The organism is Caulobacter sp. (assembly GCF_017744445.1).
GTDB lineage: Bacteria > Pseudomonadota > Alphaproteobacteria > Caulobacterales > Caulobacteraceae > Caulobacter.
This window is the reverse complement of sequence record NZ_JAGIBH010000005.1, coordinates 250046-264082: the sequence shown is the minus strand read 5'-3', so window position 1 is coordinate 264082 and position 14037 is coordinate 250046. Positions and strand designations below refer to the sequence as shown.

General features: G+C 68.2%; 14 protein-coding genes. 7 read left to right on the top strand and 7 right to left on the bottom strand.

Features of this window, described 5'->3' with window-relative positions:
- Positions 1-35 precede the first annotated feature (35 nt).
- A complete protein-coding gene (locus tag J7528_RS09375) occupies positions 36-1475 on the bottom strand; it encodes a hypothetical protein (protein ID WP_291873229.1) in 1440 nt (479 codons plus the stop codon).
- Between the two features lie 203 nt (positions 1476-1678).
- Between J7528_RS09375 and J7528_RS09370 the strand changes: the two genes are divergently transcribed.
- The 4 genes from J7528_RS09370 to J7528_RS09355 all read left to right on the top strand — a co-directional run bounded on the left by J7528_RS09370 (position 1679) and on the right by J7528_RS09355 (position 5815).
- The gene (locus J7528_RS09370) at positions 1679-2983 is read left to right on the top strand and encodes a serine hydrolase domain-containing protein (RefSeq protein ID WP_291873228.1); all 1305 of its coding nucleotides are present in this window, start codon (positions 1679-1681) and stop codon (positions 2981-2983) included.
- 161 nt (positions 2984-3144) lie between these two features.
- Entirely contained in the window at positions 3145-4107 is a 963-nt protein-coding gene (locus J7528_RS09365) for a zinc-binding alcohol dehydrogenase family protein (RefSeq protein WP_291873226.1), read from the top strand.
- Positions 4104-5036, top strand: a complete 933-nt coding sequence (locus tag J7528_RS09360) for a nitronate monooxygenase family protein (protein WP_291873223.1) — start codon at positions 4104-4106, stop codon at positions 5034-5036. Before J7528_RS09365 ends, J7528_RS09360 begins: the two co-directional genes overlap by 4 nt.
- An 11-nt stretch (positions 5037-5047) precedes the next feature.
- A complete protein-coding gene (locus J7528_RS09355; RefSeq protein WP_291873221.1) occupies positions 5048-5815 on the top strand; it encodes an SDR family NAD(P)-dependent oxidoreductase in 768 nt (255 codons plus the stop codon).
- 134 nt (positions 5816-5949) lie between these two features.
- Here the strand turns inward: J7528_RS09355 and J7528_RS09350 are convergent, their stop codons facing one another.
- Positions 5950-6792: an arginyltransferase gene (locus tag J7528_RS09350; RefSeq protein ID WP_291873218.1), complete on the bottom strand. Its 843-nt coding sequence runs from the start codon at positions 6790-6792 to the stop codon at positions 5950-5952.
- A gap of 118 nt (positions 6793-6910) precedes the next feature.
- Complete coding sequence (locus J7528_RS09345; RefSeq protein ID WP_291873215.1) at positions 6911-7810, bottom strand: flagellar motor protein MotB; 900 nt, start codon at positions 7808-7810, stop codon at positions 6911-6913.
- Positions 7811-7831: 21 nt separating this feature from the next.
- Here J7528_RS09345 and J7528_RS09340 point away from each other — a divergent pair, with 21 nt between their 5' ends.
- Entirely contained in the window at positions 7832-8779 is a 948-nt protein-coding gene (locus J7528_RS09340) for an NAD(P)-dependent oxidoreductase (protein ID WP_291873496.1), read from the top strand.
- 175 nt (positions 8780-8954) lie between these two features.
- Here J7528_RS09340 and bioD read toward each other — a convergent pair whose 3' ends face one another.
- Positions 8955-9614, bottom strand: a complete 660-nt coding sequence (gene bioD, locus J7528_RS09335; protein WP_291873213.1) for a dethiobiotin synthase — start codon at positions 9612-9614, stop codon at positions 8955-8957.
- Positions 9611-10753, bottom strand: a complete 1143-nt coding sequence (gene bioF / locus J7528_RS09330) for an 8-amino-7-oxononanoate synthase (protein ID WP_291873212.1) — start codon at positions 10751-10753, stop codon at positions 9611-9613. The genes bioD and bioF overlap by 4 nt, the downstream gene beginning before the upstream one ends.
- A 71-nt stretch (positions 10754-10824) precedes the next feature.
- Here bioF and J7528_RS09325 point away from each other — a divergent pair, with 71 nt between their 5' ends.
- A complete protein-coding gene (locus J7528_RS09325) occupies positions 10825-12087 on the top strand; it encodes an adenosylmethionine--8-amino-7-oxononanoate transaminase (RefSeq protein ID WP_291873210.1) in 1263 nt (420 codons plus the stop codon).
- Between the two features lie 32 nt (positions 12088-12119).
- The gene (locus tag J7528_RS09320) at positions 12120-13034 is read left to right on the top strand and encodes a DMT family transporter (RefSeq protein ID WP_291873207.1); all 915 of its coding nucleotides are present in this window, start codon (positions 12120-12122) and stop codon (positions 13032-13034) included.
- Here the strand turns inward: J7528_RS09320 and J7528_RS09315 are convergent.
- Positions 13024-13500 carry a hypothetical protein gene (locus J7528_RS09315; protein ID WP_291873205.1) on the bottom strand — a complete coding sequence of 159 codons (477 nt, stop codon included), beginning with the start codon at positions 13498-13500 and terminating at the stop codon, positions 13024-13026. The genes J7528_RS09320 and J7528_RS09315 overlap by 11 nt on opposite strands.
- Positions 13501-13502: 2 nt before the next feature.
- Positions 13503-14027 carry a superoxide dismutase family protein gene (locus tag J7528_RS09310; RefSeq protein WP_291873203.1) on the bottom strand — a complete coding sequence of 175 codons (525 nt, stop codon included), beginning with the start codon at positions 14025-14027 and terminating at the stop codon, positions 13503-13505.
- Positions 14028-14037: the final 10 nt, after the last annotated feature.

Here is a 14037-nt window from a genome sequence, read left to right as displayed (position 1 = left end):
GGGAGCTCCGTCACGGTCCTAGAAGGGCTGAAGTTCTAGGCCGCGAACAGGATGTCGCCGGGGCCCATGCCCTTGCCGACGACCAGGCCGGTGACGCCGGCCAGCTTGATCAGGCCATCGCCGGCATCCAGCCCGGCCGTGGCGTTGTTGTGGAAGACGTAGGTGTCGCCGTTCCACTCGAAGACGGTGTTGCTGTTGGCGGCGGTCTGGCCGGCATAGGCGGTCAGCGCGTCGTCGAACGTGGCGGTGGTGATGAAGTAGAGCTGCTTCTTCTCGCCCGGGCCGACCATGCCGGGGAAGCTGAGCAGGTCAAAACCCTTCTGGAAGTCCTGGATCACCGCGATGTCGGTCGCCTTGCCGTCGGCGGTGAAGTGCATCGCTGCGAACGAGCCGATGTCGACATCGTCATGGCCGCTGCCGGTGATGATCTTGCCGTCGAACTTCTCGAGGAAGATCTGGTCGTTGCCGGTCCCGGTGTCGATCAGGCCGCGCATGACGCCGTTGTCGACCCGCACCACGTCGTTGCCGCCAGCGGTGCGGATGTGCTTGCCGGCGTCCAGGCCGCCCGGGCCGTTGGTGATGATCGGGGTGATGGTGTCGTTGCCGTCGGTGGCCAGGACGTGGGTGTTGTCGTCCGGCTCCTGGTTGAAGGCGTCGACGTTCCAGTCGTGGGCGAAGCTGGCCTTCTCGCCGGGCAGGCCGGCGGCGGAGGGGCCGTCCAGGGCATAGTCGCCGCCCTTGCCATAGGCGCTGATGAAGACGTTCAACATCGGCGCCTTGCCGTCCAGGCCGATGTCGGCAAGGTAGGCCTTCATGGCCTCGACATAAGGACCCTGGCCACTCTTGACGGCCTCGGCCATCAGCCAGCCGACGATGGCCGCGCGCGTGCCCAGGCCGTTGCCGCCGTCATGGCCGATCTCGGCGAAGTACTCGCCGCGCGTATAGGTCCCGCCGCGGCCGTTGGGCACCTCGTCCGACAGCACGTCCAGCGCGTCGCGCGGCGACGCCACGCCGAACAGCTTCAGATACGCCTTGCGATAGGTGTCGTAGGCCGAGTTGCTCTCGCCGTACTCCTGGAGGAAGTTCTGTTTGGCTTCGCCGAACTTCACCAGGTTGACGGCGAAGTTGATGAAGCGGTTTTCCAGGCTGAACTTGGCGTAGTACTCGCTGTTCAGGTTGTTGGGATTGCCGCCGGTCGGCGAGACCAGATAGTCCAGGCCGGCATTGCCCAGGCTGACATCGCCCAGGAAGCCGTAGGACATCACCGCCACCTCGGTCGTGGCCTTGGTCGTGCCCTGGATCCACTCGACGGCGCTGGCATAGGTCCAGAGATCGCCGGCCATGCCGTTGCGGGCCGCATCGATGCCCTGGGCCATCAGCGTCAGCTGGGTCCAGGCGTTGGCGGGCAGGTCCGAGTTCGCCGGCAGGCGGTGCACGTTGCGATAGATCGAGACCAGGTTGTCGATCGTGGCCATGGTGGGCTCATCCCCGATTTATTTCGTAATCCCTCGTGCAGTAAAAAATATACATGAACGTCGTTCGATCAACCCGGGTTGAGATGAAAAAACCTTAACGTGAGACGGGACGGAATTCCTGGACGCCCGTCGTTCAAAAAGCGGGTTTCATCGCGGGAAGGCCCGCTCTAAGGTCGGGTCAAACATCTGTTCGGGAGGGCGTGTTGGCGTTTCGTAGAGTGATCGCGGCGGTGCTGGCCGCGACGTTGATGACGGGCGGCGCGACCGCCGCATATGCCGCTGCTCCCGCCTCTATCGTGGCCGCCGCGCCCGAGACGGTCGGCTTCTCGGCCGAGGGCCTGAAGAAGCTAGACGCCCACATGCAGGGCCTGGTGGATGCCGGCCACCTGCCGGGCGTCACCACCATGCTGGTCCGTCACGGCAAGGTCGTGAACTACGAGGTCCACGGCAAGAAGGGCTTCGACGGCCCGCCGATGACCAAGGACACGGTGTTCCGCATCTACTCCCAGACCAAGCCGGTCACCGGCGTGGCCATGATGATCCTCTTCGAGGAGGGCAAGTGGAAGCTGGACGACCCGGTCAGCAAGTTCATCCCAGAGTTCGCCAGCTTGCGCGTCTTCAAGGGCGTCAATGCCGACGGCTCGTTCGACACCGTGCCGGCCGATCGCCCGCCGACCATGCGCGAGCTGATGAGCCACTCGGGCGGCTTCGCCTATGGCCTGGTGCAGGACAATCCGATCGACAAGGCCTATGCGGAAAAGGTGCTGGGCGCCAAGTCGCGTGCGGAGTTCGTGCAGAACATCGCCGCCCTGCCGCTGGTGGCCCAGCCGGGCGCGCGCTGGAAGTACAGCGTCTCGGTCGACATCCAGGGCCTGATCATCGAGAAGCTGACCGGCATGTCGCTGGGCGACTTCATGGCCAAGCGGATCTTCGAACCGCTGAAGATGACCGACACCGGCTTCTGGCTGCCGGCCAGCAAGATGGACCGCCTGGCCTCGCTCTATCTGTGGGGGCCCAAGCAGAACAAGCTGATCCCAGCCGAGGGCTTCATGGTGCTGGACATCACCAAGCCGCCGGCCATGGCCTCGGGCGGCGGCGGCCTGGTCTCGACCAATGCCGACTATGCGCGCTTCGCCCAGATGCTGCTGAACGGCGGCGAGCTGGACGGCCACCGCATCCTCAAGCCCGAGAGCGTCAAGCTGATGCGCACCAACGCGCTGAGCGACACGATCATGAGCTCGGACCCGTCGTTCAGCACGGCCAAGGGGCGGGGTTTCGGTCTCGACTTCGCGGTGGTGCTGGACAGCGCCAAGGCCGGGCCGTACGGGCAGGGGACCTACAGCTGGGGCGGCGCGGCCGGCACCTGGTTCTGGATCGACCCCAAGAACGACCTCTTCTTCCTGGGCATGATCCATATCCTGAACAAGCAGGGCGATCCGGCCATCAAGGACATCGACGATGACAGCGCCAAGCTCGTCTACGACGCCCTGATCGACCCGTCGAAATAACGCTCTTCCGTCTCCCCGGCGAAAGCCGGGGCCCAGATACATCCTGAGCGCCTTGGGTGCTCGCGCCGTTCTCCCCGGCTTTCAACGAGGAGAGCCCCGGGTTCGATCTGGACCCCGGCTTTCGCCGGGGAGGTCGGGCTTTGGGAAAAGGGAGGAACGCCATGAAGGCGGCCGTCTATTATGAGACCGGGGCGCCGGACGTCTTTCGCTATGAGGACGTCGCCGATCCCGTTCTCCATCCGCAGGGCGTGATCATCCGCGTCGAGGCGGTCAGCATCGAGGGCGGCGACACCCTCAATCGCGGCGGCGGCCAGATGGCGGGCAGCCCGCACATCGTCGGCTACCAGGCCGCCGGCGAGATCGTCGAGGTCGGGGCCGAGGTCACCGACCTGAAGGTCGGCCAGAAGGTCGTCACCGTGAACGCCTTCGGCTCGCATGCCGAGCTTCGCGCCGTGCCGGCTCGCAACGCCTGGCCGATCCCGGACGGCTTCGACATCCACAAGGCCTCGGCCATCCCGGTGCCATTCGGCACGGCGCACGAGTGCCTGTTCGGCGCCGGCCGCCTGAAGGCCGGTGAGACCGTGCTGGTTCAGGCCGGGGCAGGGGCCGTGGGCCTGGCCGCCATCCAGCTGGCCAAGCAGGCGGGCGCGACGGTGATCGCCTCGGCCTCCAGCGACGAACGGCTGGAGCGCCTGAAGGCGTTCGGCATGGACCACGGCATCAACTACGGCCGCGACAACCTGGTCGAGCAGGTCATGAAGCTGACGGGCGGCAAGGGCGTGGACCTGGTCGTCGATCCGGTCGGCGGCGCGACACTGGCCGGGAGCCTCGGCGCCCTGGGCTATCGCGGCCGCATCTCGCTGGTCGGCAATGCCGGGCGCGAGCCGATGAAGGTCGATGTCTCGTCGCTGATGGGCGGCAACCGCTCGCTGACCGGCGTCTTCCTGGGCGCGGAGATCATGACCGACCGCGTCCACGACATGATCCAGGAGATGATCGACCGCGCCGCCAAGGGCGAGCTGGAGGTGGTCATCGACAAGACCTTCCCGCTGTCCGACGCGGCGGGCGCCCACGCCTATATCGAGAGCCGCCAGGCCGTTGGCCGCGTGCTGCTCATCCCATGAACCGGGTCCTGGCGCACACCGGGGCGAAGTACCCGATCATCCAGGCCCCGATGGGCTGGATCGCGCGTTATCCGCTGGCCTCGGCGGTATCGCGGGCCGGTGGCCTCGGGATCATCGAGACCTCGTCCGGCGAGACCGAGAACTGCAAGGCCGAGATCACCAGGATGGCGGCCAGCGGCCTGCCGTTCGGGGTGAACCTGCCGATCCTGTTCCTGCGCGACGACGCCATGCTGCGCTTCGTCTGCGAGAGCGGGGTCAAGTTCGTCACCACCTCGGCCGGCAGCCCGGCCAAATTCGTTGGACCTCTGAAGGACGCCGGCATCGTCGTCTATCACGCGGTGCCGACGGTCGATGCGGCCGTCAAATGCGTCGACGCCGGCGTCGATGGCCTGGTGGTCGAGGGCGCCGAAGGCGGTGGCTTCAAGAACCCGGAAGAGGTCTCGACCCTCGTCCTCTTGCAGGCGATCCGCGCCAAGGTCGACGTGCCGATCGTCGCCGCCGGCGGCATCTGCGACGGCCGCGGCATGGCGGCGGCGTTCGCGCTGGGCGCCGAGGCCATCCAGATGGGCACCCGCTTCGTCAGCTCGGCCGAAAGCCCCGTGCACGTCAACTACAAGGCCGCGATCACCGGCGCGAAAGAGACCGGCACCTGGGTGCTGAACAAGAAGGCCAGCCCCTGCATCCGGGCCATCAAGTCCGAGCTGACCAAGGAGATCCACGACGCCGGCGTCATGCCGCCTGACGTGCTGAAGAACATCCTCGAAGTCTATTTCGGCGGCGACATGGAGGCCGCGCCCGCTTTGGCCGGCCAGACCGTCGGCCTGATCGACGAGGTCAAGAGCGCCCAACAGATCATCGACGAAACCGTCGCCCAGTTCCACGCCATCACCGGACGCCTCGGCGCCCTGGCCGCCGCGCGCGGCTTCTAGGAGTTATCCCTATGCAAAACCTGTTCTCGCTGGAAGGCCGCGTGGCCTTGGTCACGGGCGGCTCGCGCGGCATCGGCGCGATGATCGTCAAGGGCTTCCTGACCTACGGCGCCAAGCGCGTCTACATCACTGCTCGCAAGGCCGCCGCCTGCGACGCCGCCGCCGAGGAGCTCAGCCAGTACGGCGAGTGCGTCTCGCTGCCGGGCGACATCTCGACCATGGAGGGCATCGAGGGCCTGGCCAAGCGGATCGCCGAGCGCGAGGACAAGCTCGACATCCTGGTCAACAACGCCGGCGCGGCCTGGGGCGCGGGCTTCGACGAGTTCCCCGAGGCCGGCTGGGACAAGACCGTCGACCTCAACATGAAGACGCCGTTCTTTCTCACGCAGGCCCTGATCGGCCAGCTGCGCGCGGCGGGCCGGGACCGGGTGGCCAAGGTGATCAACATCGCCTCGATCGACGGCCAGTCGGTGACCAAGGACGAGACCTATCCCTATGGCGCATCCAAGGCGGGCCTGCTGCACATGACCAAGCGCATGGCCCTGCGCCTGGCGCCCGACAACATCGCCGTCAGCTGCATCGCGCCGGGCGCCTTCGCTTCGGACATGAACAAGGTCGCCCGCGACCACGCCGACGCGGTGTCCAAGGCCATCCCGGCCGGCCGCATCGGCACGGAAGAGGACATGGCCGGCGCCGCCATCTACCTGGCCTCGCGGGCCGGGGACTACGTGATGGGCGGCGCGGTGACGGTGGACGGCGGGGTGAGTTTCGCGCGGTAGCCTAATCCCGTTTCCCCGGCGAAAGCCGGGGCCCAGATGCAAGAGCGCCCGCGGTCCGGACAGGATCGCGGGCGTTTCTGCATGCGCCTCACAGCTCTACGACCTGGGTCCCAGCCTTCGCCGGGAAGATCGGATTAGGAGAGCTCCTCGATATCCGCCGGCTCGGCGTCGCTGAGCGGCAGATCACACGGATCCTTGGCCCCGCCGCGCATGCTGCTGGGCGGACGGGCCCCCCGTTCGCGGGCCGACATAAGCGACCAGCCGCCGGGCTTGAGGATCTCCAGCGGCGAGAAGCGCGCCTTGTAGGCCATCTTCTCGCTGCCCGGGACCCAGTAGCCCAGATAGACATAGGGCAGCTGGCCCTGCTGGGCCTGGACGATGTGATCCAGGATGATGAACGAGCCCAGGCTGCGGCGCGGCAGGTCTGGATTGTAGAAGCTGTAGACCAGCGACAGGCCGTCGGCGAGCACGTCGACCAGCACACAGGCGATCAGGTCGCCCGGGCCGCCGTCCGTCGACTTCTTGCGGTACTCGAGCAGGTGGGTGCGGACCGCGGTGTCCTCGACCATGGCCACGTAGTCGGGCCAGGTCATCTCGGCCATGCCGCCGTCGGCGTGACGGGCCAGGAGGTAGCGGCGCAGCAGCTCGAACTGCTCCAGCGTGGCCTCGGCCTCGACCAGGTGGCGTTCCAGGTCGTCGTTGCGGTTCAGGACCTTCCGCTCCGAGCGCGACAGCAAGTACTCGGCGGCCGGCGCTCGGGCCGACTGGCAGGCGCGGCAGGTCTCGCAGGCGGGGCGGTAGGCGATGTTCTGGGAGCGACGGAAGCCGACCTGGGTCAGGCTGTCATTGACGGTCGGGCCGTCGGACAGCGGCAGGTGGGCGAACACCTTGCGTTCCTCGCGGCCGGGCAAGTACGGGCAAGGCGTGGGCGCCGTCAGAAAGAACCGAAGCTGCCGCGTCGGAAAATGCTGCGTCACTGTCGCCCTGTCCCCTTCATTCATCCTCAGCCCTGAACGGGATTAGGGGGCATAGCGTTCAGTTGCGCAAGCTTCGCCGCGCACGCACGCGGCGAACGGTCACAGGTTGCGGCCTCTACTAGAGATTATCCGGCAGGACGGGCTTTTCGCGCAACAGGACGATCGAGATCCGGCGGTTGCCCGCCAGGGTCGGATCGTCGGCGTACAGCGGCTCGGAATTGGCCTTGCCCGACACCTGGTAGATGCGGTCGTCGTCGACCCCGGCGCCGCGCAGCACCACGCGCGAGGCGTCGGCGCGCTGGGCCGACAGCGCCCAGTCGCCATCCTGCTTCTTGCCGTAGGCGTTGGCGCTGGTGTGACCCGAGATGGTCACGCGGTTGGGCAGTTGGTTGATCACCTTGGCCACGGCGCGCAGCAGGATCTTGGCGCGGTCGTTCGGTTCCTTGGAGTTTTCCTTGAACATCGAGCGGCCTTCCTGGTCGACCAGCTGGATGCGCAGGCCTTCCGGAGTCTGGTCGATCATGATCTGCTTCGACAGCTCGGCCAGTTCGGGCATGTCCTGCAGCGACTGGCGCAGCGACTGGGCGGCCGAGGCGAAGGCGTCCTGTTCCTTCTTGGCCAGGGCGTCGCGCAGGGCCTGCTCGCTGGCGGAGTCCAGGCTGGCGGTCTGGGTCGACTGGCCGTCCTTATTGACGTTGTCGGGGGCTTCGGGGGCCATCTGCTGGATGACAGACATCTTGCCGTCGGCCTTGGCGCCGTCGTCGCCCAGCGACGTGCCGCCCAGGATGCCGCCCGAGCCGCTGGTGGTCGACGAGATCGAGGCGGGCGCGAAGTAGTCGGCGATGCCTTGCTTCTGTTCGGGGCTGGTCGTGTTCAGCAGCCACATCAGCAGGAAGAAGGCCATCATCGCGGTCACGAAGTCGGCATAGGCGACCTTCCACGCGCCACCGTGGTGACCGTGTCCGCCGCCTTTCTTCACCTTCTTGATGATGATCGGCTGTTCGCTGTTGACCGCCATCGTGCTTAAGCCCGCTTAACCATAGGGTCGGAACCTGCCCGAAGGTCGTTAAGATGGGGTTGCCGAAGCCGTCGCCGGGCGCGTAATCCGGGCTCTCGAAGAGGGAGCAGTGGCATGAAGACGGCGTTTATCGGCCTGGGCGTGATGGGCTTTCCGATGGCGGGCCACCTGAAGGCCGCCGGCCACGAGGTCGCCGTCTACAACCGCAGCCCCGAAAAGGCCCGTAAATGGGCCGAAAAGCACGGCGGACAGGCTTTCGAGACCATCGCTGAAGCCGTGAAGGGTGCGGAGATCGTGTTGCTGTGCGTCGGCAACGACGCCGACGTCCGCGACGTCGTGGCGCAGGCGCTTCCGGCCCTGGCGCCGGGCGCGACCGTCGTCGACCACACCACCACCTCGGCCACCGTGGCCCGCGACATGGCGACGCTGCTGGGCGAGAAAGGGAACGGCTTCGTCGACGCCCCGGTCTCCGGCGGCCAGGCCGGCGCAGAGAACGGCCAGCTGACCATTATGGTCGGGGCCGAGCAGGCTTCTTACGACCGCGTGCTGCCGGTCATCGACGTCTACGCCAAGGCCGTGCGCCGCATGGGCGAGGTCGGCTGCGGCCAGCTGACCAAGATGTGCAACCAGATCGCCATCGCCGGCGTCGTCCAGGGCGTGGCCGAGGCGCTGCATTTCGCCAAGCGCGCGGGTCTGCCGACCGACGACGTGCTGGCCGCCATCTCCAAGGGCGCGGCCCAGTCGTGGCAGATGGAAAACCGCTGGCCGACCATGGCTCAGGGCAAGTTCGACTTCGGCTTCGCGGTCGACTGGATGCGCAAGGACCTGGGGATTGCGCTGGAGGAAGCGGGGCGAAACGGCGCGAACCTCGAGAGCACGGCGCTGATCGACCAGTTCTACGCCGAGGTTCAGGCCATGGGCGGGAACCGCTGGGATACGTCGAGCCTGGTGGCGCGGTTGGAGAAGTAGGGCTCTAGCTTCTCGATCCCAACAAATCTTGCCTTCCTGGGTCTTGTGCCCAGGACCCATGGCGCCGCTGGCATGGTGTGGGACGGGGTGCTGTAGGGACGCCGAGCGCTTCCGTAGATGCCAAGCTCGGCTCTGGCATGGGTCCTCGCCACAAGGGCGAGGAAGGCGGATTTGTTTAGGCGAGAAACAGATCCGCCAACTCCCCGGCATCCCACTCCGCTTCCCTCGGCGCGACCACAATTGGCGTTTGCTGCTCAAACGCCCGCAACATCTCTACCGTCTGGCTCAAGTCCGGCGCGTCCAGGCTTTCACTGACCACGACCGCCGCCACCGTCAGGCCCCGCGCGCGGACGACTTCCAGCGCGGTCAGCAGATGGCTGGCCGTGCCCAGATAGCTGCCAGCGACCAGCAGGACGGGCAGCGCCAGAGCGGTCATCAGGTCCAGGTTGGTGGCGTCGTCGGTCATCGGCGACATCACCCCGCCGGCGCCTTCCACCAGAGCGAGGTCGACGTCGCGGGTCTCCAGCCAGGTGCGGCAGTCGGCGACGAGGTCGGCCATGGCCAGGGTGTCGCCCTCGAGCCGGGCGGCCAGGTTCGGGGCCAGGGGCGCGCGGTAGCGGCGGGGGGAGACCTGCGGCCACGCATCCGGGCGACCCAGGGCGGCGGCCAGGCGGGCGGGGTCGCTGGTTTGCGGCTCGGCGGGATCGAAGCCGCTGACCACGGGCTTGAAGGCGTCGACGCTCAGGCCCTGGGCGCGGGCGGCGCGCAGCAGGGCGCAGGCGATGTGGGTCTTGCCCAGGTCGGTGCCGGTCCCGGCGACGAACAGGCCCTTCATCGCAGCGCCGCCACGGCGTCGGCCAGGCGGAGGACATCGGCGTCGGCATGCTCGGCGTTGAAGGCCACGCGCAGGCGGGCCGTGCCTTCTGGCACGGTCGGCGGGCGGATGGCCACGACCAGGAAGCCTTGGGCTTCCAAGTCGGCCGAGGCGGCCAGCGCGGCGTCGGCGCTGCCCATGATCACCGGGACGATTGGGCTTTGGGCGTCGGGCAGGCCAAGCCGGCGGGTGAACAGGCGGGCCTTGGCTAGCGGTTGTTCGGTGAGGGCGGGATCGGCCTCGATCAGGTCCAGCGAGGCGAGGGCGGCGGCGGCCGAGGCCGGCGGCAGGCCGGTGGCGTAGACCAGGGTGCGGGCGCGGGTCTTCAGCAGGTCGATCACCGCCTGCGAGCCGCACAGATAGCCGCCGTACGAGCCCAGGGCCTTGGACAGGGTGCCCATCTGCAGCGGGATGCGGGCGTCCGGGAACAGGGCGGCGGAGCCGCGGCCCTCGGCCAGCACCCCCACGCCGTGGGCGTCGTCGCTGAGCAGCCAGGCATCGTGCGCCCCGCAGAGCGCAGACAGCTGGTCCAGCGGGGCGATGTCGCCGTCCATCGAGAAGACGCCGTCGGTGGCGACCAGGGCGCGGCGGGCTTGGGCGCGCTCGGCCTGGAGCAGGCGCTCCAGGTCGGCGACGTCGTTGTGGGCGAAGCGGATGATCTTGGCGCCCGACAGCTGCGCGCCAGCCCAGATGCAGGCATGGGCCAGGGCGTCGACGAACACCGCGTCGCCGGGCCCGACCAGGGTGGGGATGACGCCGGTATTGGCCAGGTAGCCCGAGCCGAACACGCAGGCGGCCTCGGTCCCCTTCAGGCGGGCCAGGCGTTTTTCCAGGTCGCTGAGCAGCGGGTGGTCGCCGGTGACCAGGCGCGAGGCGGCCGCGCCGGCGCCGTAGTTCAGCGCGGCTTCGGCGGCGGCGGCGCGGACGACGTGGTGCTGGGACAGGCCCAGATAGTCGTTGCACGAGAACGAGATCAGCCGCTTGCCGTCACGCTCGACGATCGCGCCATCGTGGCGGCGGGTGGGCTTGAGGCGCCGGCGCAGGCTCTTGGCGTCCAGGGCGGCCAGCTTCTCGCCGGCGAAGGCGTCGAGGCTCTGCATGTCGTTTCCCTTTGCCGTGGCTGGTGGGCGGGAATAGGCAAGGCGCCCCGAGTCCGCAAACGGAAACCGTCATGACCCAACCTGACTGGATGAGCGCCGGCGCGCCGCATGTCTGGCGTCCGTACTGCCAGATGAAGACCGCGCGGGCTCCGCTGCCGGTCGTGGCGACCAAGGGTTCGCGGCTGGTGCTGGCGGACGGGCGCGAGCTGGTCGACGGCCTGGCCTCGTGGTGGACGGCCTGCCACGGCTATAACCACTCCCACATCGCTGAGGCGCTGCGCAAGCAGATCGAGACCATGCCGCACGTGATGTTCGGCGGCCTGGCGCATGAGCCTGCCTATCGGCTGGCGGCGCGGCTGGCAGGGCTGCTGCCGGGCGCGCTGAACCACGTGTTCTTCGCCGAGAGCGGCAGCGTCTCGGTCGAGATCGCCATGAAGATGGCGCTGCAATTCCAGATCAATCGGGGTGTCAAAGGGCGGACCAAGTTCCTGGCTTTTCGGGGCGGCTATCACGGCGACACGCTGGCGACGATGACCATCTGCGACCCGGAGGAGGGCATGCACAGCCTGTTCGCCGGCGTCATGCCCGCCCAGGTCATCGCCGACCTGCCGCGCGACGCGGAGAGCGAGGCGGCGCTTGATGCGCTGTTGGCCCAGCGCGGCCATGAGATCGCGGCGATCCTGGTCGAGCCATTGGTCCAGGGCGCGGGCGGCATGCTGCTGCACCCGCCGGAGGTGCTGCGGACCCTGCGCCGCCTGGCCGACAAGCACGGCGTGCTGCTGGTCTTCGACGAGATCTTCACCGGCTTTGGCCGCACCGGGACGCTGCTGGCCATGCAGGCGGCGGGGATCGAGCCCGACATCGTCACCCTGTCCAAGGCCCTGACCGGCGGCACCCTGCCGCTGTCGGCGGCGGTGGCTTCGCGCAAGGTGTTCGAGGCCTTCTGGTCGGACGATGCGGGCGCGGCCCTGATGCACGGTCCGACCTACATGGCCAATCCGCTGGCCTGTGCGGCGGCCAACGCCTCGCTGGACCTGTTCGAGGACGGGAGCTGGGCCAAGGACGTGGCGCGGGTCTCGGCGGCGTTGTCCGAAGGGCTGGAACCGTGCCGGGCTGGGAAGGGCGTCGTCGACGTCCGGACCCTGGGCGCGATCGGCGTCGTCGAGTTCGATGCGCCCGTCGCGGTGGGCGATCTCTGCGCCCGCTTCGCCGAGCTGGGCGCCTGGATCCGGCCCATGGGCAAGGTCGTCTATCTGACGCCGGCCTTCACGACGCCGGACGCGGATCTGGACCTGCTGACCTCCGCCGTCCGCAAGGTCGTCGGCGTGAATTGATTTTCCAGGCGAGGGGTGGTCCAAGCACGGCCATGTCCTCCAAGTCGTCGCCGCTAACGGTCGTGGAATACCTCGCCATCCTGGCGATCATCCTGACCTGGGGGATCAACAACGCCGCCGCCAAGGTGGCGACGGCCTATCTGCCGCCGATGCTGATGGGCGGCCTGCGCTTTGCCTCCGCGCTGGCCTTCCTGTTTCCGTTCATCCGGCCGCCGTTTCCTGAGCCCAAGAAGCTGCTGACCATCGTGCTGCTGACCGGGCCGATCCACTTCGGCGTCATCTATGTGGCCTTCAGCATGGCTGACGCGCTCAGCCCGCTGGTGGTGGCCAGCCAGCTGTGGATCCCGTTCACGGCCATCTTCGCCTGGCGGATGCTGGGCGAGACCATGCGCCTGCCAGCGGTGATCGGGCTGGGGATTGCTTTCCTGGGCGTGGCCTGGATGAGCCTGGATCCGCACGCGGCCGGCGACCTGCCGGCGATCCTGCTGATCGTCTTCGCCGGCGCCTGCTGGGCCGTGGCCACGGTGCTGGTGCGCAAGACGCCGGGCATCAAGCCGCTGAAGATGCAGGGCATGACCGCCCTGGTCGCCGCGCCGACCCTGCTGGCGATGTCGTTCCTGTTCGAGACGGATCAGGTCGCCAAGATGCAGGCCGCGCCGCCGATCGCCTGGCTGTGCGTGCTGTTCGCCGGCGTTGTCTCGACCATCGGCGCCAGCGCCTTGCTGTTCTGGCTGGTCCAGAAGCGCGAGGCCGGGCGGGTGACGCCTTACTTCCTGCTGACGCCGCTGGTGTCGTGCACGATCGGGGTGCTGTTCCTGGACGACAAGCTGACGCTGCAACTGCTGATCGGCGGCGGCGCGACCATGCTGGGCGTGGCGCTGGTGGCGCTCACGGAGAAGCGCGCGAAAGCGGCCGCCGAGGCGGTGGTCGAGACCGCTAACCCCTAGGCGGTGGGCACTGCGCGGCCGGCTCACGGCTCAGCAGGTTCGGCGTCGCCGCGACCTCGCTCTGTTCGCCGTCGTCGGCATAGACGCCCGTCAGCAGCTTGCCGCTGAGGCCCGGCGGCTGGCCGTGGGTGCGGATCAGGAAGAGGCCTTCCAGGTCGTCCAGGTGCTCGACGCTGACGAAGCCCGCGCCGACGGTCGCATAGCCTTTGATCGTCGCGCCTGAGGCGTCGACGACCCAGCCGGGCGGCTTCTTGCAGACCGAGACGATCTCGGCCCCGGTCAGCTTCAGCTCGAAGGACTGGAGGTTCTGGTTGGCGTTCGCCGGCTTCCACGCCAGCGAGACGAGCTCCGTCGTCGGCGGAGCAGGGGGCTTAGGCGGCTTGGCCTCCTTGGCCCCTTTGGAGTCATGACAGGCGGCCGTCGCGGCCAGCAGAACAGCGAGAAGCGACAGCCGCCAGGTGCGCATGGCTACTTGATCACGCCGCAGGCCGCGCGAGCGCCGGCGCCGCCGATCGGCTGGGTCTTGTGATCGTCGGGGCTGGCGTGGACGACGATGGCGCTGCCGTCGGCGTCCAGCAGGGCGGGACGGCCGCCGGCGCCCTTCAGCGACACCAGGGTCGAATAGACCTCGGCCGTGGCCGAGCCGTCGGCGCCGGCGAAGACGTTGGGCAGGTCGCCGCTGTCATTGGAGTCCGGGTTCAGCAGGCCGTGCACGGTCGTGGCGGCGGTGTGGACGTGGGCGCCGGCCGACTTGAAGTCCGGCGCGCCGCAGTCGCCCTTCTCGTGGAAGTGGATGGCGTGCCAGCCTGGCGTCAGGGCCTTCAGCTCCAGTTTCAGCAGCACGCCGTGCGGCGCTTCGGTAGCGGTCACCACGCCGGCGTCCTTGCCGTCGCCGGTCTTGACCACGGCCGTCGCGGTGGTCTGGGCCAGGGCAGGAGAGGCGGCGATCGAGGCCGCGAGGGCGAACGCGGTGACGGCGGAGAAGCTACGCATGGGTTATTCC